The sequence below is a fragment of the Gilliamella sp. ESL0405 genome (genome assembly GCF_019469205.1).
GTDB lineage: Bacteria > Pseudomonadota > Gammaproteobacteria > Enterobacterales > Orbaceae > Gilliamella.
Map to the genome: position 1 here is coordinate 857995 of NZ_CP048265.1, position 25516 is coordinate 883510.

The 25516-nt window shown below is 34.2% G+C and carries 14 protein-coding genes, 1 tRNA gene and 1 pseudogene; 7 read left to right on the forward strand and 9 right to left on the reverse strand.

Features of this window, described 5'->3' with window-relative positions; translation table 11 throughout:
* Positions 1-5: 5 nt before the first annotated feature.
* Positions 6-1406 carry a hypothetical protein gene (locus GYM74_RS03895; protein ID WP_220219181.1) on the forward strand — a complete coding sequence of 467 codons (1401 nt, stop codon included), beginning with the start codon at positions 6-8 and terminating at the stop codon, positions 1404-1406.
* Here the strand turns inward: GYM74_RS03895 and GYM74_RS03900 are convergent.
* Genes GYM74_RS03900 through GYM74_RS03910 form a run of 3 tightly spaced genes read right to left on the reverse strand, consistent with a single transcriptional unit; the run spans position 1403 to position 5809 of the window.
* Positions 1403-2668 (reverse strand): hypothetical protein, encoded by a 1266-nt coding sequence (locus GYM74_RS03900; protein ID WP_220219182.1) that lies wholly within the window; start codon positions 2666-2668, stop codon positions 1403-1405. The two genes, GYM74_RS03895 and GYM74_RS03900, sit on opposite strands and share 4 nt — an antisense overlap.
* Positions 2669-2678: 10 nt before the next feature.
* Complete coding sequence (locus GYM74_RS03905) at positions 2679-3449, reverse strand: outer membrane lipoprotein-sorting protein (RefSeq protein ID WP_220219183.1); 771 nt, start codon at positions 3447-3449, stop codon at positions 2679-2681.
* An 8-nt stretch (positions 3450-3457) separates the two neighbouring features.
* A complete protein-coding gene (locus GYM74_RS03910) occupies positions 3458-5809 on the reverse strand; it encodes an RND family transporter (protein WP_220219184.1) in 2352 nt (783 codons plus the stop codon).
* A 110-nt stretch (positions 5810-5919) separates the two neighbouring features.
* On the opposite strand from GYM74_RS03910, the gene GYM74_RS03915 reads away from it, so the two are divergent.
* From GYM74_RS03915 to GYM74_RS03940, 6 genes are all read left to right on the forward strand, one after another.
* Positions 5920-6603 (forward strand): TetR/AcrR family transcriptional regulator, encoded by a 684-nt coding sequence (locus GYM74_RS03915; protein ID WP_220219185.1) that lies wholly within the window; start codon positions 5920-5922, stop codon positions 6601-6603.
* 5 nt (positions 6604-6608) lie between these two features.
* On the forward strand, positions 6609-7301 hold the full coding sequence (locus tag GYM74_RS03920) for a 4'-phosphopantetheinyl transferase (protein ID WP_220219186.1): 693 nt from the start codon (positions 6609-6611) through the stop codon (positions 7299-7301).
* 200 nt (positions 7302-7501) lie between these two features.
* Positions 7502-7573 (forward strand) — tRNA-OTHER (locus tag GYM74_RS03925).
* A gap of 367 nt (positions 7574-7940) precedes the next feature.
* On the forward strand, positions 7941-8177 hold the full coding sequence (locus GYM74_RS03930) for a ParA family protein (protein WP_220219187.1): 237 nt from the start codon (positions 7941-7943) through the stop codon (positions 8175-8177).
* Entirely contained in the window at positions 8171-8398 is a 228-nt protein-coding gene (locus tag GYM74_RS03935) for a hypothetical protein (RefSeq protein ID WP_220219188.1), read from the forward strand. Before GYM74_RS03930 ends, GYM74_RS03935 begins: the two co-directional genes overlap by 7 nt.
* A complete protein-coding gene (locus tag GYM74_RS03940) occupies positions 8386-10122 on the forward strand; it encodes a TniQ family protein (RefSeq protein WP_220219189.1) in 1737 nt (578 codons plus the stop codon). Before GYM74_RS03935 ends, GYM74_RS03940 begins: the two co-directional genes overlap by 13 nt.
* On the opposite strand, the gene GYM74_RS03945 is transcribed toward GYM74_RS03940, so the two are convergent.
* The 6 genes and pseudogenes from GYM74_RS03945 to GYM74_RS03965 form a co-directional block, all read right to left on the reverse strand.
* Entirely contained in the window at positions 10085-11269 is a 1185-nt protein-coding gene (locus GYM74_RS03945; RefSeq protein WP_220219190.1) for an IS256 family transposase, read from the reverse strand. The genes GYM74_RS03940 and GYM74_RS03945 overlap by 38 nt on opposite strands.
* A 582-nt stretch (positions 11270-11851) precedes the next feature.
* Positions 11852-14818, reverse strand: coding sequence for a DUF6138 family protein (locus tag GYM74_RS03950; RefSeq protein WP_255556200.1), 2967 nt, complete (start codon positions 14816-14818; stop codon positions 11852-11854).
* A gap of 120 nt (positions 14819-14938) precedes the next feature.
* Positions 14939-15130, reverse strand: a pseudogene (locus GYM74_RS12370) (WGR domain-containing protein); the annotation flags it as partial.
* 105 nt (positions 15131-15235) lie between these two features.
* Positions 15236-18616 carry a DUF6138 family protein gene (locus GYM74_RS03955; protein ID WP_220219192.1) on the reverse strand — a complete coding sequence of 1127 codons (3381 nt, stop codon included), beginning with the start codon at positions 18614-18616 and terminating at the stop codon, positions 15236-15238.
* Between the two features lie 100 nt (positions 18617-18716).
* The gene (locus tag GYM74_RS03960) at positions 18717-22025 is read right to left on the reverse strand and encodes a DUF6138 family protein (RefSeq protein ID WP_220219193.1); all 3309 of its coding nucleotides are present in this window, start codon (positions 22023-22025) and stop codon (positions 18717-18719) included.
* A gap of 105 nt (positions 22026-22130) precedes the next feature.
* Positions 22131-25499 (reverse strand): DUF6138 family protein, encoded by a 3369-nt coding sequence (locus GYM74_RS03965; protein WP_220219194.1) that lies wholly within the window; start codon positions 25497-25499, stop codon positions 22131-22133.
* Positions 25500-25516 lie beyond the last annotated feature (17 nt).

Sequence of the window (25516 nt, forward strand, 5' to 3'; positions counted from 1 at the left end):
CAACTATGGCTGTAGGGAAGATTTATTTAGAAGCAATGATGCACCATTGTGGTATTTTATTTTCTAAAGGTTATCGTTTTAAAGGAACCATTGATAAACAGAAGTTACAACAAAGTAGTACGGCAATACTGGGTGCCATCAATAAGTTTCAATATAAAATCACAGTTGCTAGTAATGGTGAACCATTATGGCAAAAAACATCAATAAACATACCCCCATTAATCAATATGCAATGCGCAGATATAGAACAACGCTTTGCTGAGTTTTCTGCTTCTATTTTTAATACATCTAAAGAGTTTGATGAGTTCCCAATGTTTTTTACGTTATTAGAAAGTGATACTAATGGCGATGAAAAAAATTATATTTTTGCTCAAACAGTTAATCATACTTATTGTGATGCAAGGGCAGCAGAGCTAATTATAAATTGGTTAATAGATTATTATAACGCCTTAGTAGAAGGTAATTTACAAGGGCAGCAAAAAATAATCACTAAGTTAAATAATTTAACTACCTTAGCCAGTAAGAATGTTTATAGCTTTGCTAAGGCAGATTGTTTAATAAAAATGCCATGGTATAAACATGTGGCTAATCTATTTAAAATTATTACTTATAAAATAAAAGATACGGGCAATTACTCTATTTCTTATGAGCAAATTAAGCAGAACTTAGCAGAATATCAGCAAAAATTACGTAACCCTATCATGCGTTACTATGATGTAAATTCTTTAATCAATTACTACAAAAAATATTATCCTAACGTAAACACTAATAGCCTTATTAGTGCATTATTAGTAAAAACTTTTTATTGGCTTAATGTGCATAAAAAGCAATTAGCCAATGCTGAGATGATTAGTTATCGAATGTTATCAGATATTTTAACGCCCAAAATGCGTAACCAGTATTTAGGTAACTATATTGCTTATGTACCCGTAACCATGAATGCTAATCAATCATTAATAGATATTGCACAAAATATAGATGCATGGGTAAAGGAATTTCGCGATACTAAATTAGATGTTAGTCAGTATAGTTTTTTAGAGTTTGCTATTGCTAAAAAGTTAGTGGGGAAAAAAGATGATCCTATTTCTTTTACCCATACCTCATTTAATAACAGGCGTTTATTTAAAAAAGTAAACACATTAATAGGGGCTACTTTTATTGAAATGATTGCCTCTATTAATTCTGAGCCGCTAGATTTAATGGGGGCTATGATGAATAATAAAATTATCGCCTGTACTTCTTTATCCAATAGTAATCGCTTATATTTAACTTTTTATCCATTAATCGGTTCAGATCAACCGAGTATTGATGTGGCCGATGCTTTGGCTCTAGTTATCACTCAATTACAACAAGAATTACCCGATAAGGAAATGATAAGTAAGCAAGTGATAAGTTCAGTTGCTTAAAAGAAATATCTAAAACCTAGTTCAATAAAATCATTATTGGAATAGGAGCGGAATAGGCTTTGTGAATGACCACCACCCAGTACATAGAGGCGAGCAATAAAGGTCCAATGGTCGTTATAAGCGTATTCCGCATAAGTTTCTACTGAGTGTTCATTGTTATAACCGTAAAAGCCGCTAACACCCAATGTTAATGTGTCATTAAAAAAGGGTTTATTAACAGCAAAGGTAGCGCCATAGTTATCTTTATAGTTAGGGTAGTGATCCCAAAATAATTGAATATTAGCGTACAGATTATCATTAAAGTTTCTATCCCAACCTAAGATAACTTGCTGTAGTTCAGAAAAATAAAGTAATCCTTGCTTATCATAAACGGGCAGTTGGTCTGTATAAGCCGCTTCAATACGGTAGGTATTACTATTTTGACTGATGGCGGCATTAATATTCCATGTACGTTGTTTAGTGGGTTCTAATAAAATATGGTTGTTGCCTTTTACTTTAGCTGAGGGTAAATCAGAATAACCTTCAAAGTAGGCAAAGCCCCAATCATAACCTTGATTATATTGGGTAAATCTAGCTCCTAGTTCGGGTTTATGGGGGTTATATTTTTTAGTTAATTGGATTAAACCTGATTTTTCATATTCTCTTAACTGGTGGAAAGAATCTGGTTCCCAAGGGCTACCGTATTTAGGCAGTTTGCGTTCACGACCAAAGGGCATAACCACTAAGTCAACTGCACCAAAGGAAAACTGTTGTTCTAAACGCATTAACCAGGAAGGGCGCTTTTGAATGGTTCTACCATTGGCAATAGGATCCCGTAGATAGGTGGCATTTAGTAGGTCAATAGTACTGCGTCCATCTGTTGTACCCCAAGTGATTCTTTGTTTGCCAATGGTTAATTGGGTAGCAGGTAAATCAATAGCTGAACCATGAAAAACCATATAGGCTTCATTTAAATCAGCGCGCGTGGTTGGTTGATAACGATAGGTGCTAGGGTCGTAATCAAGGTAAGTATTGATATAAGCTTTCCATGTCTCTTGCTCATACAATAAGCTGCTGTTTAAGCGTTGCCTCGTAGATAGCCAACGCTGTTGATTAGTAAATTTTCTATTACGACTTTCTAGGGTATTAGAGAAGCGCCAATTTTTTTTAAATTCTGTTTGCTCGTTTAAATTAAAATCAAAGGTATCATCTGCATAAACAGTAAAACAGCTTATTAATAAGATAAAAAAACTATATAAAGGCAGTCGTTTGCAAAGCACCATTACGATTCCTTTAGCGTTTTAGTTTATTTTGATCAAAAATATTATCCGCAATATTGGTGTTGTATTGTGTATCTGAATATTGCATAAGGGTACGTGTATTACGTAAGCTGTTTTGCATCACTAATTTGGTGGGCGTCCAAATATTATCTATTTGTTTAAAATCACCCTGTTGCAGGGTTTTGGTTAGTCTATTGTTTTGGTCGATATATTCTATTTTTACTGGTAGGTTATATTCTTTATCGACCCAAATACGTCTTTTGCTGTAGTTAGTTTCATGTTGTTTTTCGGGGATAGCTGTGGATTCTATAACATAAGCTGGTCTGTTGTTGATAGTATCCATTTTAATAAACTGATGGGTGTCGCTGTCTACATGGCGATACTCCATATCTTCTAAAGCAAAATCACTACGCATAAAGGCACTTTTTTTACCACCACCACTAATACGCCTTACCATATTTTCTGAAGGAAAGTAGACCCATAAATCATCTTCTTTTTTAGGGTCATCATATGACCAAGATAAAAATTGAGTATCTTGAATATCAATCGGTTCTATAAACTTATTAAGTGAATGTCGGTTTTTACCGTACTTTTTTACCCACATTTCCATTTTACGAATTAGCTTTTGATTACCCCGTTCTATCATCATCACTGCATAACGATGGGTATCTTTTGAACTATCCGCATTATCCACTAATACCGCAATATCTCGGCCTGTTAAGTTATCTGCATAACAAGATAAAGAAAAACAAACAGCTATTAAGATAAGTAAATATTTTTTCATGTTGATTCCTATGAGTGATTAATAACAAGCTGCTCTAGGGAAGCTTTATCTGAAAGTTGGTTATCTTGGGTTTCAGCGCCTAATGGTTTAAAAATAGAAAATAAAAGAGGGGTTACTAAAAAATCAGTAACTAATGCGGTGCTATAGGCGAAGATAGAGATAAGGGCAAAGATAAAAGGCCCATCATATTTAGTGTAAGCAAAGCCAATAAAGCCAGCACTTATCACTAGAGTAGTGAAAAATAATACGCGCCCAACACTGGAAACCGTATGCAAATAGGCTTCTTTATAGCAACCATATTTTTTAAAGTAGTATTGATAGCGACTAAAGAAATGGATAGTGTCATCAATAGAAACCCCTAGAATAAGTGGGGCGAGTGTTACCATAATCATATTCAGTTTAGCGCCCGTTAATCCCATAAGGCCAAGACTAAATAAAATAGGCAGTAAATTAGGCACCATTGCAATTAAACCTAATTTAATCGAGCGTAATGCCAGCGACATCACAATAGCAATGGCAATAAATGCATAGGTAAAACTAAATAATTGCCCCCATGCTAAATAATCGGCTACTGCACTAAGAATACTTAAACCACCCGTTGCTTCAATCATTCTATTGGGCATTTGCTGTTGTACAAAATGGTTAACATCATTTTCTAGTTTTTGAATATCGGTTAGTTTTAGTGACTTAGTGCGTGCTTGAATACGTGCCATATCAAAAGAAAAACTAACAAACTGATCTAATAATTTGCCACCGCCTGATTCATAGAGTAATAAGTATTCTGCTACTTGTGCTTGGGATAGGGGAAGTTTATAAAAGTCTTGTTGGTTTTCGTGAACTGCTCGATTCATTTGTTTCAGCTGATCTAAAAAACTAGAGGTTTGCATAATCATTGGATGACTATTGAGATAATGCTGTAGTTTTTCAATATCTGCTATGGTGGCTAATTCTTTTACGCCATCTTCTTTATGGGTTTTAACCATAAACTCAATGGACATGGAGCCACCCATACGCTCATCCACAAACTCAAAAGACTGGCGTAATGGGTCTGTTGTGGGCAAATCGTGAATGAAGGCAGTTTCTATTTTTAATTGTGTTAGACCAAAGACAGCCAATAAAATAGCTATAGTAAAGCCAATGATAATTGATTTAGGGTAGAGCAAAACCATTTTGCACATCAAGATTAACGAGCGATCAAAGAAATCTTTTGAACGTTTAGTTTTACCATCCACCACAATGGTTTTATTCGAAGGTTTTAGCCTTGTAAAAGACAATAAAGGTAACGCAAAAATAAAGGTAACCAATAGCGCAATAAAGGCGCCTAATGCTGCTTGAAAACCTAATTCCTTAAGGGGAATTAAGTCAGTAAATACAAAAGATAAATAACCAACCGCTGTAGTAACCGTGGTTAGAATAAGTGGTTTATAAATAATTGCTAAAGTTTTTTGAATAGCTTCGTGTGGAGTAGTGCCTTGTAGATAAAAATGCATAAACTCAGCAATCACATGCATGGTATCGCCAATACCTACACAAAGTAATAGGGTAGGCAGCATAATAATTAACATATTAAGTTTAAAGCCAAATATTGCCACTAAGGCCATTGTCCAAATAATCGCAATAAACACCGTAATTAATGGAATAACTACACCAATAACACTGCGGGTGGTAAAGGCGAGCACACAAGTCATCGCTATTAAAGCAATCAGTAACCAGATGGGGCCTTCCTGTGCGGTATCAGCATCTATTTGATAGCTCATCACAGGCGCACCCACAATATAAGTGGTTAGGTCTGGATAGTTAGCCACCACCTGTTCAACAATAGGCGGTGTTTCTTTGCGGGGGTTAACACTGTCGTCAGGGTAGTTTATAAATTCAAGTAAAATGCCAACGGTATTTCCATCTTTGGCAATTAACCGATCATGATAAGCAGGGTCAGTTATTATGCTATCCCTTAGCTGCTGCATTTCCTGCTGAGATAAGTTAAAGTTATCAATTAGGGGTTTAATACTAATAGTATCTTGTTGGCCAGTAATGGATTCGACATTACCTATCCAAGTAATTTTATCTAAGTAGGGGACTTTATCATTCAGTTCCCTCACTAACTCTTTAATGCGGTTTAAGTGTTGGGTTTGGATAGGTTGTTTGGTATCGATTAAAATAAAAATAAAATCGTCATTACCAAAGGTTTCTTTAAATTCTTCTAAGCGAACTTTGGTTTGGTCATTTTGTTGAAAGAAGCTTTCGTTCGAGTTGTCTATTTCTAACTTGCTAAGTTGTGGAAAAGCGAGGGCAGTTATGATGGCTACCATAACAAGACATAAAACCCTATAGCGAAGAATAGCATTAATAATTGTCTTCAAGGGAGTAGCTCCTTCTATATTTGCTTGCCATAAAGAAATAGGTTGTAGATAATAATGAGAAATATTATCATTAGAACGACATTAGAAAAATGATAGAAAATAATAGATAAATGGCTAAATACGAACTTAATGAGCAACAGTTACCGCAAGAGCCAAGGGGCAGGCCAACACGGATCAATCGCGAGAAAATTATCGAAGCAGCGATGAAGTTACCCTCACAACAATTAAGCATGACTAGTGTGGCGGCTGCTTTAGGCGTGAAACCACCGACCTTGTATTACCATATTCAAAGCATTGATGAATTACGCTCTTTAATGGTGGAAAAAATAACGTGGGATTTACGGGTACCCGTTGCTGATACTTGGCAACAATGGTGCAAAGGTTTTGCTTATGAGTTTAGGGGTTGGTTAATAGCAGAGCCTATTAGGTTGCAGTTGGTAGAAATGGTTGGCCCAGTGGCGGGGGCTGCTACTGATTTTATCACCCAATGTTTAGAAAGCTTAGCTAAATTAGGTTTTCCGCAAAAGATTGTAGTTCAATCATTCTTTTTATTAGCACAAGCGGTGCAAGATTTTGTTAGTAGGGAGTATGAGTATTACCGCCAACCTGCTAACTTTGCGAAAGTTATTGAGCAAATGCAGCAGTTTACAATACCCAGCAATGCTGATAAGCCAGCTTATAATTTATTGGTCACACAAATGCAGCAGTTAGATTTTGAAAAGTTTTTTGAGTTTCAAATAGCGATAATTATTGCTGGGTTAGCTGATTATATTAAGGATAATAAAGAGCAATAACCATAATGAATGCCATGTTTCTTGAACAGTTTAATGAGATAACTATTCAACAAATAAAAATTAAGCGTTGCCATTATTACCCAGAACGATGGCAACAAGAGTTATTTAAAATCTATCAAATTACTATGCCAACGCAGCTTAAGAATGCTGTACCAAAAAGATTAACAGAGTTTGTGGCAGGGCGTGTGTTAGCTAAACAGTTATTAGCAGAATATAGTTGCACGCAGTCAGTCGATATTTTGCAAGATAGATCACCCGCTTGGCCAGCAGGTTTTGTTGGCTCTATTACGCATGCTAAAGGTATTGCCGCTTGTGCAGTATTACCGATAACCCAAGCAAATAGTTTAGGGCTTGATTTAGAGTGTTGGTTAACGCCTGAAGTAGCCTCGCAAATTCAGCCCAATATTTGTTTAGCAGAGGAATTAAATAACGTTAATGTTGATTTTAGTTTTACTAAAAAAGTTACCCTAATTTTTTCAGCCAAAGAAACTTTATATAAAATGCTTTATCCTAAAGCAAAACAATTTTTTGATTTTACTGATGCTAAAATAATCAACCAACAAGGAGATAATAGATCAGGTGTATTGGAAATAAAGCTGTTGAAAAACTTAACATTGAATTATTTAGAAAATGATAATTTCTTAATTAACTATATTTGTAATGAACATAGTTGTTTAACTTTGAGTGTATTGTATTAGGTAATGTATTTGTGTTAACAAAGGGAAAGTTATATCTATTACAATCAATTGTATTGGATAATACATCTTTTCATTATCAAGTATTTAAAAATAGTTTGCAGAATTATTGTGGGTTATAGTGCACTTAATAGAGCGCCTGCTTTGGGAGCAGGATGTCTGGAGTTCGAGTCTTTCTACTCCAACCAAATCAAAACAGATGTGGGTCGTTAGCTCCGTTGGTAGAGCAGTTACCTTTTACCAATTGATCATAGGTTCGAATCCTATACAACCCAAAACTTACACTTTAGATAACAGATAAGTAGTAGGTTATTGTAAGTAATTAGCTAGATATAAAAGAAGAGAAAAGAACAACGCCTACAAAAAAATTACAAGAAATATCTTGCAAAATTTCTGTAGGCGGTATATTCCGAAAGAGTACGTAAATTGTGAGCGCACGTACATCTTTCATTTAACTTCACAGGAGTGCAATCCCGTGAAAGTCAAGAGTAGCAGTTGGTGGGTCGTACAGGGTTCGAACCTATGACCAATTGATTAAGAGTCAACTGTTCTAGTACATTATATTTGATATAGTGTATGTGTTTGATTTGTAATGAAAAACTCAATATACAAATTTTATATTTGTTTATTGAGACATGAGCCATGCAAAATACAATTTTATCTAGCACTAACCGTGCAAAAGTTATTTCCATTGTTTCAACCAAGGGTGGGGTAGGTAAGAAAGTACTGCTTATCGATTTAGATACACAGCCCACATTATCCAGTTATTTTGAATTAGAAAATGAAAAACAAAAAGGGACCTATGAGCTTGTAGCGCATGGTGACACTAGTTTTGATAATGTATCTAAAACCAATATAAACAACTTAGATATATGGTAAAACTGCTACTAGGTGCTTTTGAGATAGCACTAGATAAAAACTTACTGGCTATTACTCAATACTGCTTAGAACAAGCGTTTACAGAACGTATTTGGATACAGGGTAAAGAACAGCTTAATCCGTTTAATCACCAGTTTAAATGGCAACGACTAGATAAAAAAGATATGCCTTTCTATAAGCAATCTATTCCAAAACAAAAGGGTAGTTTATGGGAAGTATAGAAGAGCGTTGCAGACTTAGTATTTTTAAGCCTGTTATTAGTCCAACCTGCTATCAAGATGAGTCTCCTATGGGGTATCTCATTAGATTAGCTGAAATTAATGGTTATAATACCTACAGAAGGTTAATCGTTATAGGTGGCTTAATTACCTATAACAAAATACTGAGCCATATAGAAGCCTGTAATATATTAAAAGACCTTTCTTGGACAGGGTTTCATGAAGTAATTAAAGATAACAAAATCTATCATTATCCCATTGAGAACTTGAGTTTAAATAGTATTCGGTATTGCTCTTTATGTCTTAAAGAAAATAATTATTTTCGTCTAGTATGGCAAATGAAAACAGCATTTATTTGTTTAAAACATCAAGTATGGTTAATGGATACCTGTCCTTCTTGTAAAAGAGATATTAAATACAGTATAGGTTTATTGGGTAAATGTTCTTGCGGTGTGGAACTAATGTATCAGCCAGTAATAAAAGCACCTAAAAATGTCAATGTATTACAACATTATTTGTTTGGAAATAAGTTAGATACAACGGCCTTAGTAAAAAATTCTTTTATACAAGACCTGAACTTAACAATTACAGAAAGAACGGACTATTGTTTATTTATTTTACGCTGGTTGCCACAAGCTATAATACAGATAAGAGATAGTCATATACGAACTAAATTTACTCTAGATCAATTAAGAGAACAGATAATAGTCTTTGCAGATATGTGTATACAAGGTGCTTCTGGGTTCTGGTGTTTGATTGATCAACTAAATAAGTTAGACAAAAAATATAGGTTAGAAAATCAGCTGGGCAACTTGGTATTCATAAAATTTTATCAACTTTTTTATAAAAAGTTTACAGATGATAAGTTTTTACCATTTAAAGTCCTAATAGAGAAGTACATAAAGAAATTTTGGAAAAAGCAATTAACGAATAGAAATATTCTATTTAGTCTTAGTTTAATAAAAAATCATCCTTGGATACCCATTGATCAGGCAGTTAAAGAATTTAAAATCAGTCCATTAGAAATTAGGTGGGCAATTAAAGACAAATTAATTACCATATTAGAAGAGCAAAAAGTAACTAGGAAATACATATTACTATACAAACCGTCAATCGAATTAAATATAAAAGAAATAAAGGATAAATTAAGCTTTAAACAGGCAATACAAATACAGGGTATAACTAAAAAACAGCTTAATCAATTAATCATAGAAAGACATTTTCCTAAAGCAATACCGCCTAAGAAAGACTATAGTTCCCAATGGTTGTTTTCTTTAATTGATATATCAAAGTATTTAAAAGAATTGCTAGACGTTCATGTAGATATAGAAGAAGAAACAGTAACTATTGCTCAAGCTATGCGAATAATAGGTTCAAGAATAGAAAATCCCCTACCAAAGCTATTAAATAAAATAAGAACTCAAGAAATAGCGGTAGTACAGTGTAATAACTACAATAATATAAAAGCATTAGCGGTATCCAAAAAAGAACTTAATAACTGGATTCAAGCTACCAACTATAGTGACAAGTACTTTACTATTCCACAGATTGCGAAAATACTAAATATAAGTCAACAACTTGCATACCAGTTAGTTAATAAAAGATTAATAAGTTGTTTTGAAGATAAAGATATAAGAAAAAGACTAATAACAAAAGAAGACCCTATCCTAAATTTTGTGTATTTGCCATTTAGAGGTGGCGAGTCATTCTGTCACCAAATTCTATAATAAATCGATTCATCGCACTCTTCCAGTTTTGAATAGGCATAGTCCATTTTTTAGATGCTTGTTGTATCGCTAAATAGATGACCTTTTTAACTGAGTCATCAGCCGGGAATACCTTTCTTTTCTTGATAGCATGACGAATAACACTATTTAAAGACTCTATCGCATTGGTGGTATAAATCGCTTTGCGAATATCCTGAGGATAAACAAAGAAGGTACTGAGATTTTCCCAGTGTCTGCGCCAAGATTGACCAATATACGGGTACTTATCATCCCAATTCTCCTCAAAATGAGCCAGTGCCTGTAATGCCTGTTCTTCGGTTGAAGCCTGATATATCATCTTTAAATCTTTGGTGAGTTCTTTGTAATCTTTCCAACTCACAAATTTCAAACTACTTCGCACCATATGGATGATACAGAGTTGAATTTTAGTATCAGGATACACTGCATTAATCGCATCCGGAAAGCCCTTTAATCCATCTATACAAGCAATTAAGATATCTTCAACACCTCGATTTTTAAGTTCTGTGAGTACTGACAGCCAGAATTTGGCACCTTCATTTTCTGCCATCCATAAGCCAAGCAGTTCCTTTTTATCTTCCATATTGATGGCTAGAGCAAGAAAAACGGATTTATTGATGATACTTCCATCTTGTTTCACTTTGACCACAATACAGTCCAAATAAATAATTGGATACAGATTCTCAAGTGGGCGATTTTGCCATTCGACCACTTGCTCTTTTACTGAATCTGTCACTTTAGAAATCAGAGTCGGAGAGATATCAACATCATACATCTCTTTGAATGTGTTGGTAATTTCTTTTGTTGTCATACCTTTGGCATACAAAAAGAGAATTTGATGATTAATTTTATCGATGCGTGTTTGATGCTTTTTGACCAGCTGAGGTTCAAAACGACTTTCACTATCTCGTGGAATGGCTAGCTCTAATTCACCATCATCACTTATAACCGTTTTTTTACTATAACCGTTACGAGTATTGCTACCTTGTTTTTTCTGATGTTTTTCATGACCTAAATGCTGTGCCATTTCTTCATTTAACGCCGTTTCAATCACCAATTTATTCATAAAGCCCGTTAATTTGCCTAAATCTTCCTGAGTTTTAATGCCTTTGGCGAGCTCTGCGGCCATTTCTCTTAGTTTTTTTCGTCCATTTATATCTACCCATTTTTTACTCGTTAGAGTAGTTCAAAAATAGGCAAATACACAAATTTATTTATAGGGTCTTTCTCTTGAATTTTTTATGATTTAGAAAATAAGTCTTGTATTTAAGTTAAAATACAAATCTACTTAAATATTTTCTGAAATATATAGAACTGAAAGTTTTAATTGTGAGTTAATTTACTGAAATTTTTTAAAATTTTAATAATTATATTAGTTTGTATTATTTAATTGAATTTCGATAAACTTATTTTTTTATTTTGAGAGGATAGAAGCTATTTTACTGCTTATTGTTTACATGTTTATTATGTCAAGAACAATTTTTTAGAAAGGGCTGTTCTGTTGAAACTTATTACAACCTTAAAGCGCCGTATTTAAATTATCTTATTACTTAATATACCAAAATTTATTATTTACTTCATCAATGCATTTAAAAAAATGATTCATAGTGTTATGTTTTCCTAATACTTATCTTTTTTATATTTATCAGAATAATTTGACTTTATCCTGTTTATTGGGGCATAAGCCCCAATTAGTAAGCCTTTTTATTAATTATAATTTGGCTAACTTTTCCTGCCAATATTCTTGATATTGTGGCAGGCGTTTTTGTGCTGTTTGGTATACCTGTTTTAGTTCAGTAGTATCGAGCTTTCTTTGCAGTTTCTCCATGGCATAATCTTGTTTTTTCTGCATCATGTATGCCCTAAACAGTAGTGAGGCATCATACACTTCGCCCATATCCGGCGTAATTTTTTCAAGCTGTTTGATTGCCTGATAATTATCATCCTTATAAATCCCGGCACCTAAAGCCTCATCTAAATACATTATACCGGGCTTAGAGTAATCAATGTTTGGGCTTCCTTTAGGACTATCGAAGTAATAGTGTTGTTTTCGCAGTGCAAATAATTTTTCCGTATCGGGGGATTGTCTATTCATTGCAACAGCAATCTTAGCAAAATCCATTACACCATAAATTAGCTGAGCTTGGTTTTTACCATAAATTCCCATACCCACTTGATAGGGGGTGCCACTGAAATCAATCACGATTTTTTTTCCAAAGCAATACGCCTGTTCTGCACCCCAAATAAGAGTAGAGTCGGGATTTATTTTATTCTGCACTTTATAAAATTGGATTATAGCGTCGAAAATGTAGGGATTCGTTATCGTTAATGGTGCAAAAATAATTGCTCTCCATGGGGAATCATAAGTTTCCAATTCTCTAACATCAAACCCGCGCTTTTTAGCTTGCAATGGTGTAATGATACAAGGTGGATTTTCGATAAAATCTTGCTCATTAATGATTAGCGATTCGGAATCGCTTTCTGGTTTAGGTGAAATATTATAAATAATTGGCTGACCGCTAGCTTCTCCTTCCTCCTTAAGAGCGTCTAAAACTAAATTATGAAAATCAGCATAAATTTCTTTTGCCAATGGATCAGTCGCATCACTAAACAACTCTTTTAGTTTTTTTAAGCTATATTTTTCGTTACCAAAAAGGCTCGAAGCGAGAGTAATAATTTTACGACTTTTATGAGGGATATCATCACTTTTAAAATAATCAGTCAGCGCCGCAAGATTTTGCGGTATTTTATAAAATTGACTGGATAAATTAGGTTGTTCTTGATAGCTCAATTGCAATAATGCAATCGCAACCGCTGTTTCTGGAGTAATCCCCCAATGTCTTTGCAACATTTTGCCAAAATAACTTGCCAAAAATTCGTGTTCATCATCGGTCTCAAGTGCAAATTTTATTGCCATATCCATATGTTTCACATCCGTCATTGCCAAAGCAATGGCAGCGAATGTGCCTGCGACAGAATTATCTTCATCTTGGAGATCTAAACAATGGTGAAATTTCTCCATTGTTAATTCAACAAATTTTCGTATTTTATCATGTAAACTTTCGTACATGGCTGCTTTGCGGAAAAAAGCATGAGAGTCACTGGCTAATGCTGGGTATTCTTCAATAATATTGTTAAATGCACTGTAGAATTGAGGTTTTGCGACGAAATAAATTCTTAGCCAATAACCCTCAAATATTTTTGAATAGCCTTTTGCCATTAAGCTATTTAAATAATCAAGTGCCTCTGAATATGCTTGTTCACTTTCTGACTTAAAGCGTAAATAGATATTACCATCAGGCATGGCTCGAGCGATAATAGCATCCGTTTCACAAAAAATATCTTGTTCTATCAACGATTCATAATCATACATTATTTCAGATTGATTAGCATAATTATAATTATTATATCCATCGGTGATGAATTTTTTTTCCCATGCTCTTTTTTGATAAATTGCTGGAAGGTATCCTCGTTGAACCAGCTCATTAATTTCCATTATAGCATAATCATATCGATAATTTTCCCACAAATATTGAGCTGAAATGAGTTTGAGCTCGTTAGCAAAATCTGTTTGAGAGTATCCATAAGTCGGTATTAAAGACCACGTATGGTGTTCTATACCTTCATCGCCTGAATAAAGATATTTTTTTAATAACGCTAGAATCCTATCGGTAAAAGATTTTTGAATAAGGCAGGAAGTATCTAAATATTTTCTCAATAATATAGACAATAGCGTCACATCATACAGATCGGATTTTTCGAGTTGTTGAAGATATTCATCTATTTTTTCTAACTGCTCTTTGAGATAACTTTCGTTAATGCGTTTTTCAATTAATGGCTCTATTTCGCCTATAAATGTAATTTTAAAATAATTTGTCGCTAATCCATCAAAAAAGCCTTCATTAAGCATAGTTTCAAGTTTATGTTTAAGTATAGGGGTTAAATATTTTATAATTAACTTCGACTCATGATTTTGTGTATCACAGCTGAATTGAGCATAGCAAGTTGGATCGTTCTTATGAACTAAATTATAAATACCACTATCCCTGAAATTTTCTATTTTTATACCGAAACCATAGCTTTTTTTAGAAAGTCTATAAGGGGGGATATTACCTTTTCCTCCCGAGCGGATGCAATTCACTATTTCTTTCAAAAAGTGAATTATTTGAGCGGAAATATTTTCACATAATCCTTTAAAATACTCTTCAATCAACATATTTATCATGTTCAAATCGCTTGGATTATGAGAGAAAAGATATTTCAGAACTCCTTGCGCATTTTTTCCTTTTACCATAATATTTGCTTCTTTAAGTGGTAAAAGATAAGCTAATAGCTCTAAATGGATTGGGCAAACCCGCCAAATAGAATCAGAAAATATCATTTCAAGAAATTCTTTAATTAAATTTTGAAATTCTTTTTCCGACGAACTTAACGCTTTAAGCCTGTCTAAAGTAGCAACGACTTCGAATTGATAACCAAAGCGATTACCTTCTTCTATATGTATTTGTACTTTATTTTTTAGATTTTTAAATTCATTAATATTTCGACTATTAGTTGAATTAGACGTATTGCTAATGTTTGTTTTACGTAACTCTTCAAAATCAAATGGATTCGGTTCACCTTCATCAGCCCATTCATCGAGGTCAAACCACGGTTTTTCTTTACCGTCATCAATCACATCTTTGGGTGGTGTGGGTTTGGGGTGATATTTCGGTTTTGGGGCATCGGGCATTTTGATAATTTGACTTAATCGGGCAATCGCTGGCAATAGCGTTGCTGGTATGGTTTTTTCATGATAGCCCTTTTTAATTTTTGATTTTATTATTTTTATTGCTTCTTTTTCTGCTTCCTCCTGCGAAGCAAAGGTCTTGGTATGCTTTTGTCCTTCGGTTCCAATTTCACCATAAAGCACTGTGTAAAGATTGTCTTTTTGATCGATATACCAAAATTTATTATTCACTTCATCAATGCATTCAAAATATTGATTCATTGTTTTATGTTTTCCTTATACTTATCTTTTTTATATTTATCAGAATAATTTGAATTTATCCTGTTTATTGGGGCATAAGCCCCAATTAGTAAGCCTTTTTATTAATTATAATTTCGCTAACTTTTCCTGCCAATATTCTTGATATTGTGGCAGACGTTTTTGTGCTGTTTGGTACACCTGTTTTAGTTCAGTAGTATCGAGTTTTCTTTGTAGTGTCTCCATGGCATAATCTAGTTTTTTCTGCTGCATATATGCCATAAACAGCAGTGAGGCATCATAGACTTCGCCCATATCCGAGGTGATTTTTTCAAGCTGTTTGATTGCCCGATAATTATCATCCTTATAAATCCCGGCACCTAAAGCCTCATCTAAATACATTATACCGGGCTTGGAGTAATCAATGTTTGGGCTTCCTTTGGGACTGTCGAAGTAATAGTATTGTTTTCGCAGGGCGAGTAATTTTTCTTTATCAGGCGCTTGTTTGTTCATTGCAACAGCAATCTTAGCAAAATCCATTACACCATAAATTAGTTGAGCTTGGTTTTTACCATAAATTCCCATACCCACCTTATAAGGGGTGCCACTGAAATCAATCACGATTTTTTTTCCAAAGCAATACGCCTGTTCTGCACCCCAAATAATAGTAGAGTCGGGATTTATTTTATTCTGCACTTTATAAAATTGGATAATAGCGTCGAAAATGTAGGGATTCGTTATCGTTAATGGTGCAAAAATAATTGCTTTCCATGATGAATCATAAGTATATAATTCTCTAACATCAAACTCCCGCTTTTTAGCTTGTAATGGCGTGATGATACAAGGTGGATTTTCGATAAAATCTTGCTCATCGATGATTAACGTTTCGGAGTCGCTTTTTGGCTTAGGTGAGATGTTATAAATAATTGGTTGACCGCTAACTTCATCTTCATCCTTAAGAGCTTCTAAAACTAAATCATGAAAATCTGCATATATCAACTTTTCTTGCGGATCCGTTGCATTATTAAATAATTTTTTTAACTTTTTAAGACTATCACCAGGTTCACCAAAAAGATATTTTACTAAATAACTCAATTTACAATATGGATTTTTTGGCTCGTTCATACTGTAATAATCGGTCAAACTAGCTAAATTTTGCGGAATTTTATAAAATTGACTGGATAACTCATACATATGTTGGCCTTGAGTTAATTGCAATAGAGCAATCGCAACCGCAGTTTCGGGCGTAATACCCCAATATTTTTCAAGAACAATACCAAAATTACCTGCCAAATATTCATGGTCACCATCGGTTTCAAGTGCAAATTTAATAGCCAAATCCATATGTTTCACATCCGTCATTGCCAGGGCAATAGCAGCAAATGCTCCGGCGACTGAATTATATTCATCTTGTAAATCAAAACTATAATCAAGTTCATACATGGTTAAGTCAACAAACTCTCTTATTTTATCATGTAAACTTTCGTACATGGCTGCTTTGCGGAAAAAGACATGTGAACAACAAGCTATTCCTCCTGCCCCTAGCTCTAATTCTTCAAAGTGTACATATTTTTTAACGTATTTAGCGAATTCAGAATAGTATTCAGGCTTGGCAACAAAATAAATATGAAGCCAATGCCCCTCGAATATATTTGAATAACCTTTTGCCATTAAGTTATTTAAATAATCAAGTGCATCGGAATATGCCTGTTCACTTTCTTGTTTAAAGCGTAAGTAAATTTCACCACCCGTTGGCATGGCTCTGGCGATAATGGTTTCAGTTTCACAAAAAACATCATTTTCAGTAAAAGTATCATAAAAACGTTCGGTTTCTGATTGATTGTCTGAATCGTCTTTTTTTCCTGGCTTGCTATCTCTAATGCCCAGCTTATCCCACGTTTGTTTTTGTAGAATTGCTGGTTCATATCCTTTATCAACTAAGTATTTGATATGTACATCTGCATATTTAAATGCAAAATTTTCCCATTCAAACTGTAAATCAACTAAACGCCATTTGTTATAATCAAGATTGCAGTATTTTGTTAACAGAGAACATCCTTTCGATTCAGCCTCTTTCTCACCTGAATAAAGATATTTTTTTATTAATGCTAAAATTCTATCGGTATCATAATTATCAATAATGCCATTATAGGCAAAATATTCATCAATCGTGTCAGTTAGCAAATCTACATCATATTCATCTGATTGCTCCAGATATTTTAGGTCTCTTTCAAGCTCAAGTATCTTGGTTTGTCGGTAGGTTTGTTCTATTGGTGTTTCGATAAAAATATTGTCCTTATTGCAGAAAGCAATTCTAAAATAATGATCTGTAATACCTTCAAAAAAACCACTATCCAGCATTTTCTGGAGTTTTTCGGTAAGTAGTGGGATAAAATATTGATTATTTATCTGATCACTATACTGAAGCGCATTATACTCTAGATCATTGATAGCAAACGATCGATAACTTTTGGGATTCTCGCCTCGAATTAAAGCGAGTATTCTTAGATATCCTTCATCGAAGGTAATATAAAAACCATAAACATGATTTGGTAATTTGTAAGCTGGAATATTATCTTCACCACCAGCTCGAATTGTGTCAACAATGTGTTGTAATGCGCTAACTATTTTATCCACCATTTGTACCGGATAATCGGTAAGATATTGTTCAGCCAGATGATGAATAGAAACAGGACAGGTTTGATAACGATTAAAAATATATTTTAATACACCTTTAGATTCTCGTTCAGCTATTTGAATATTTGGATCAAGAATTGTTGAAAAATAAGTAATGCAATCAAAATGTATCGGAGCTATTTTCTCTATAAATTTTGAAAATATAATTCCTACAGTATTTTTGACTAAGGTATTAAATACTTCTATAGACGGACTTAATGTTTTCAATTCTTTAAATGTTGCTACCACATCAAAATTCACGCCCTGTTTTATATAGTTTCGAGATAATTCTCTTAAATCCAGATATTCTTTGCTACTTTTGGGTGATTGACTCACGTGTATTGGCGGCGACTCAATCACAGATTTTGCGGATGATGGACTAACCGATGTATTGGTTGATTTTGATATGTTTTTTTTTACAGAGGGTTTACGTAACTCGTCAAAATCAAATGGGTTAGGTTCACCTTCATCAACCCATTCGTCGAGGTAAAACCATGGTTTTTCTTTACCGTCATCAATCACATCTTTGGGTGTTGTGGGTTTGGGGTGGTTTTTCGGTTTTGGGGCATCGGGCATTTTGACAATTTGACTCAATCGGGATATCGCTGGCAATAGCGTTGCTGGTATGGTTTTTTCTTGATAACCCTTTTTGATTTTTGATTTTATTATTTTGCAGGCTTCTTTTTCTGCTTCCGCCTGCGAGGCAAAGGTCTTCGTGTGCTTTTGTCCTTCGGTTCCAACCGCACCGTAAAGCACCGTGTAAAGGTTATCTTTTTGCTCGATATACCAAAATTTATTATTCACTTCATCAATGCATTCAAAATATTGGTTCATTGTTTTATGTTTTCCTTATGGTTAATTTTTTATATTTATCAGAATAATTTGAATTTATCCTGTTTATTGGGGCATAAGCCCCTTTTTATGATTTTATTTTTTATAATTCCGCTAACTTTTCCTGCCAATATTCTTGATATTGTGGCAGGCGTTTTTGTGCTGTTTGGTACACCTGTTTTAGTTCAGTAGTATCGAGTTTTCTTTGTAGTGTCTCCATGGCATAATCTAGTTTTTTCTGCTGCATATATGCCATAAACAATAGTGAGGTATCATAGACTTCGCCCATATCCGGTGTGATTTTTTCAAGCTGTTTGATTGCCCGATAATTATCATCCTTATAAATCCCGGCTCCTAAAGCCTCATCTAAATACATTATACCGGGCTTAGATTTATCAATGTTTGGGCTTCCTTTTGGACTATCAAAGTAATAGTATTGTTTTCGCAGTGCGTATAATTTTTCTTTATCGGGCGCTTGTTTGTTCATTGCAACAGCAATCTTTGCAAAATCCATTACACCATAAATTAGCTGAGCTTGGTTTTTAGCATAAATTCCCATACCCACTTGGTAGGGGGTGCCACTGAAATCAATCACGATTTTTTTTCCAAAGCAATACGCCTGTTCTGCACCCCAAATAAGAGTAGAGTTGGGATTTATTTTATTCTGCACTTTATAAAATTGGATAATAGCGTCGAAAATGTAGGGATTGGTTATCGTTAATGGCGCAAAAATAATTGCTCTCCATGAGGAATCATAGGTTTCCAATTCACCAACATCAAACCCGCGTTTTTTAGCTTGCAATGGTGTAATGATACAACGTGGGTTTTCGATAAAATCTTGTTCATCGATGATTAACGGTTCGGAATCGCTTTCTGGTTTAGGTGAGATGTTAAAGATAATTGGTTGGCCGGTAACTTCATCTTCATCCTCAAGAGCGTCTAAAACTAAATTATGAAAATTAGCATAAATCTCTTTTGCCAAAGGATCAGTCGCATCACTAAACAACTCTTTTAGTTTTCTTAAGCTATATTTTCCGTTACCAAAAAGGCTCGCAGCGAGAGTAATGATTTTGCGACTTTTATAGGGGATATCACAGTCATTAAAATAATCAGTTAGCGTAGCAAGATTTTGCGGTATTATATAAAATTGACTGGATAAATTAGGTTGTTCTTGATAGCTCAATTGCAATAATGCAATCGCAACTGCTGTTTCTGGGGTAATCCCCCAATGTCTTTGCAATATTTTGCCAAAATAACTTGCCAAAAATTCGTGTTCATCATCGGTCTCAAGTGCAAATTTTATTGCCATATCCATATGTTTTACATCCGTCATTGCCAAAGCAATGGCAGCGAATGTACCTGCGACAGAATTATCTTCATCTTGGAGATCTAAACAATGGTGAAATTTCTCCATTGTTAATTCAATAAACTCTCGTATTTTATCATGTAAACTTTCGTATATCGCTGCTTTGCAGAAAAAAGCATGAGAATTACTGGCTAGATCAGGATATTGTTTGATGATGCGAGCAAATTCAGGATAGTATTCAGGCTTGGTAACAAAATAAACATTAAGCCAATAACCATCAAATTTTTTAGAATAGCCTTTTGCCATTAAGCTATTTAAATAATCAAGTGCTTGTGAATATGCCTTCTCACTTTCTTCTTTGAAACGCAGATAGATTTTGCCATTTGTTGACATAGCTCTAGCAATAATAGCATCTGTTTCACAAAAAACATCATTTTCAGTAAAAGAGTTATAAGAATATGTATTTACATGTTGATTTATTGAATCTTCTATTACACGGGGTGTGTAATGAATTTCACCCAGCTGATCCCACTCTTGTTTTTGTATTATTGCTGGCTCATATCCAGCATTTATTAGAGGATTTAATCCTTTGTAAGCAACTTTAAAATCAAAATCTTTCCATTTGAATTGGAGGTTAGCCAGATGCCATTTATTAAAGTCAAAATCAGCATATTCTTCTATAAGACTTATACTTATTTTTTGGGGGTTTGCTTCACCAGAATGAAGATATTTTTTTAATAATGCTAAAATTCTATCCGTTTTAAGATGCAGAATAACGCCATCTGAAGCAAAATACGCTTTAACTGTATCAGATAAGAGTTCGATATCATATTCATCCGATTTTTCAAGTTTTTGAAGATTTGCCTCTATATTTTTTGCTAATTCATTAAGGTGATCCTCATTCAAGCGTTTATCCGCTAATGGTTGAAATTGATTGAAAAATGCAATTTTAAAGTAATTTTCCGTAAGACCATCAAAAAAATCTTGATCAACCATTTGTTGTAATTTAGGTTTTAAAAATTGTGTTAAATATTGGATGATAAGTATTGAATTATGATACTGCATATCACAATTGTGTTCTGTATAATCAATATAGCGATTGTCATAGTTCAGGCTACAAATTTTAAAACATCCTTTACTGAACGTTCTGATGAAAAATCCGTAAGTAGCATTGGGAAGTTTATAGGCAGGGATATTTTCACTTCCACCAGAGCGAATTGTCTCGACTAATTTTTTAACTTGAATCACCACCTCTTCAGCTACATCTTTAAAAAAAGCGGTTAGATATTTATCAACTAAACCATGAATACCTGTTAAATTGCTTTGATAATTGTCATAAATGTATTTCAAAACTCCCTTAGCATTCTGTTCTTTTATCAATATATTTGAATGTTTAATAGGTAAAAGATAAGCTAAGATATCTAAATGAATTGGAGAAACCAAAATAACAAAATCAGAAAAAATAGCTTCAAGTATATTTTTTATTAAAGTTTGAAATACTGTTTCTGATGCACTAAGAACTTTAAGTTTATTGAAAGTAGCTACGACATCAAATTGATCACCTTGTCTAATATGTTTTTGAACCATATTTTTAAGATTTTCAAATTCTAGTTCTTGTGCTGTTTTGGTTAAAGTTTCTTTTTCAACCGGGTTATTAATTTCTTTTGTTGGTTGTTGAACGGGAGGTACCTTACGTAACTCTTCAAAATCAAATGGGTTAGGTTGACCTTCATATGACCATCCTTGAAGATTAAACCACGGTTTTTCTTTACCGTCATCCTTCACATCTTTGGGTGGTGTGGGTTTGGGGTGGTATTTCGGTTTTGGGGCATCGGGCATTTTGATGATTGTTTGGCTTTGCTTTTCTATGCAGGTTGATTGTTCAAACGCTGGTGGGATTGCTTTTTCCTCATAGCCCTTTTTGATTTTCGATCTGATCAGTTTGTTGGCTTCTTTTTCCGCATCGGCAGGCGATAAAAACGTTTTAACTTGTGTTTGTCCTTTTGCCCCTACCTTACCAAATACGACTGTTAGTGATTCGTTTTGTTTGGTGATATACCAAAATTTGTTTGACTGTAGATCGCTATATTCTAGATACTTTTTCATTGTGTTATGTTTTCCTAATACTTATCTTTTTTATATTTATCAGAATAATTTGAATTTATTCTGTTAATTGGGGCTTAAGCCCCAATTAGTAAGCCTTTTTATTAATTATAATTTGGCTAACTTTTCCTGCCAGTATTCTTGATATTGTGGCAGGCGTTTTTGTGCTGTTTGGTATACCTGTTTTAGTTCAGTAGTATCGATTCTTTGCAGTTTCTCCATGGCATAATCTAGTTTTTTCTGCTGTATATATGCCATAAACAATAGTGAGGTATCATACACTTCGCCCATATCCGGGGTGATTTTTTCAAGCTGCTTGATTGCCCGATAATTATCATCCTTATAAATCCCGGCGCTTAAAGCCTCATCCAAATACATTATACCGGGCTTAGAGTAATCAATGTTTGGGCTTCCTTTGGGACTATCGAAGTAATAGTATTGTTTTCGCAGTGCGTATAATTTTTCTTTATCGGGCTCTTGTTTGTTCATTGCAACAGCAATCTTGGCAAAATCCATTACTCCATAAATTAGCTGAGCTTGGTTTTTACCATAAATTCCCATACCCACTTGATAAGGGGTGCCACTAAAATCAATCACGACCCTTTTACCAAAACAGTACGCTTGTTCAGTGCCCCAAATGATAACAGAGCGGACACCTATGTTATTTTGCACTTTATAAAATTGGATAATAGCGTCGAAAATGTAGGGATTGGTTATCGTTAATGGCGCAAAAATAATTGCTCTCCATGAGGAATCATATGTTACCAATTCACCAACATCAAACCCGCGTTTTTTAGCTTCCAATGGCGTAATGACACAAGGTGGATTTTCGATAAAATCTTGCTCATTAATGATTAGCGATTCGGCATCGCTTTCTGGTTTAGGTGAGATGTTATAAATAATTGGTTGACCGCTACCTTCTCCTTCTTCCTCAAGAGCTTCTAAAACTAAATTATAAAAATCAGCATAAATCAATTTCTCTTGCGGATCAGTCGCATTATTAAATAATTTTTTTAACTTTTTAAGACTATCACTAGGTTTACCAAAAAGATATTTTACTAAATAAGTCAATTTACAATATGGATTTTTTGGCTCGTTCATACTGTAATAATCGGTCAAACTAGCTAAATTTTGCGGAATTTCATAAAATTGACTGGATAATTCAGACATATGTTGACCTTGAGTTAATTGCAATAGCGCAATCGCAACCGCTGTTTCGGGCGTAATACCCCAATATTTTTCAAGAACAATACCAAAATTACCTGCCAAATATTCATGGTCACCATCGGTTTCAAGTGCAAATTTAATAGCCAAATCCATATGTTTCACATCCGTCATTGCCAGGGCAATAGCAGCAAATGCCCCGGCGACTGAACTATATTCATCTTGTAAATCAAAACTATAATCAAGTTCATACATAGTTAAGTCAACAAACTCTCGAATTTTATCATGTAAACTTTCGTACATCGCTGCTTTGCGGAAAAAAACATGTGAACAACAAGCTATCCCCATCCCTAGTTCATATTCTTCAAAGTGTACATATTTTTTAACGTATTTAGCGAATTCAGAATAGTATTCAGGCTTGGCAACAAAATAAATATGAAGCCAATGCCCCTCAAATATTTTTGAATAACCTTTTGCCATTAAGTTATTTAAATAATCAAGCGCATCGGAATATGCCTGTTCGCTTTCTTGTTTAAAGCGTAAATAAATTTCTCCGTCAGTTGGCATGGCTCTGGCGATAATGGTTTCAGTTTCACAAAAAACATCAGTTTCAGTAAAAGTATCATAAAAACGTTCGGTTTCTGATTGATCGTCTGGATCGTCTTTTTTTTCTGGCTTGCTATCAGGCTTGTTATCAATAATGCCCAGTTTATCCCACGCTTGTTTTTGTAGAATTGCTGGTTCATATCCTTTATCAACTAAGCATTCAACACTGTTATAAGCATATCTATAATCAAAATTAGCCCATTCAAACTGTAAATCAACTAAATGCCATTTGTTATAATCAAAATCGTCGTATTTCCTTAACAGTGAACGTCCTTTCGATTCAGCCTCTTTCTCACCTGAATAAAGATATTTTTTTAGTAATGCTAAAATTCTATCGGTATCGTATTGCTCAATAACGCCATTAAGGGCAAAATATTCCTCAACCGTGTCAGTTAGCAAATCTGCATAATATTCATCTGATTGCTCGAGATATTTTAGGTCGCTTTCAAGCTTAAATATCCTTGTTTGTCGGTAGGTTTGTTCTAGTGGTATTTCAATAAGAATATTATCTGTTTGGAAAAGGGCAATTCTGAAATATTTATCAGTCATACCACCAAAAAAACCATCATCCAGCATTTTCTGGAGTTTTTTGGTAAGTAATGGAACAAAGTATTGATTATTTATCTCAACGCCATAACTAGTCCCATCATATTCTAGCTCATTTAGACTTTCTGAATAATAGCGTTTGGAATTTCGTTCATTGAATAAAGCATATATTTCCAGCGTTTTATAATCAAAGGTGATATTAAAGCCACAAACATTTTCAGGGAATTTGTTAGCTGGAGTATTTTTTTCATTTTCTTCTGTCTGGGTAGTTTCAAAAATACTCTGTAATGCGTTAACTATTTTATCCACCATTTGTATTGGATAATCGGTTAGATATTGTTCAGCCAGCTGATGGATTGATTCGGCATGAGTCTGATAACGGTCATAAATATATTTCATCACACCTTGCGCAAAGATTTCTTGGAAAAGAATTTCTGGATCTCTGATTCTCAAAAGATAAGGAATGCAATCAAAGTGAATCGGTGATATTTTCTTCATAAATTTTGAAAATATCATTTGAAGCATATCTTTGATGAAAATTTGAAATTCCTTATTGTTTGGACTTAACGCTTTTAATTGTTCGAACTTAGCTTCAATATCGAACTGCTCACCTTGCTTTATATATTTTCGTAACAAAACTTTTAAGTTATCAAATTCTTGTTCTTGTGGTGTTTTGGTGACTGTTTCTTTTTTAATCGGGGTATTACTTTGTTTTGGTGGTTGTTTAACTGGAGCAACTTTTTTAGGCGGAACCTTACGTAATTCATCAAAATCAAATGGGTTAGGTTGACCTTCATCAGCCCATTCATCAAGATCAAACCATGGTTTTTCTTTACCGTCATCAATCACATCTTTGGGTGGTGTGAGTTTTGGGTGGTTTTTCGGTTTTGGGGCATCAGGCATTTTGACAATTTGACTCAATCGGGCTATCGCGGGCAATAGGGTTGCTGGTATGGTTTTTTCTTGATAACCCTTTTTTATTTTTGATGTTATTATTTTGACAGCTTCTTTTTCTGCTTCCGCCTGCGAGGCAAAGGTCTTAGTGTTCTTTTGCCCTTCGGTTCCAACCGCACCGTAAAGCACCGTGTAAAGGTTATCTTTTTGCTCGATATACCAAAATTTGTTTGATTGTAAATCGCTATATTCTAGATACTTTTTCATTGTGTTATGTTTTCCTA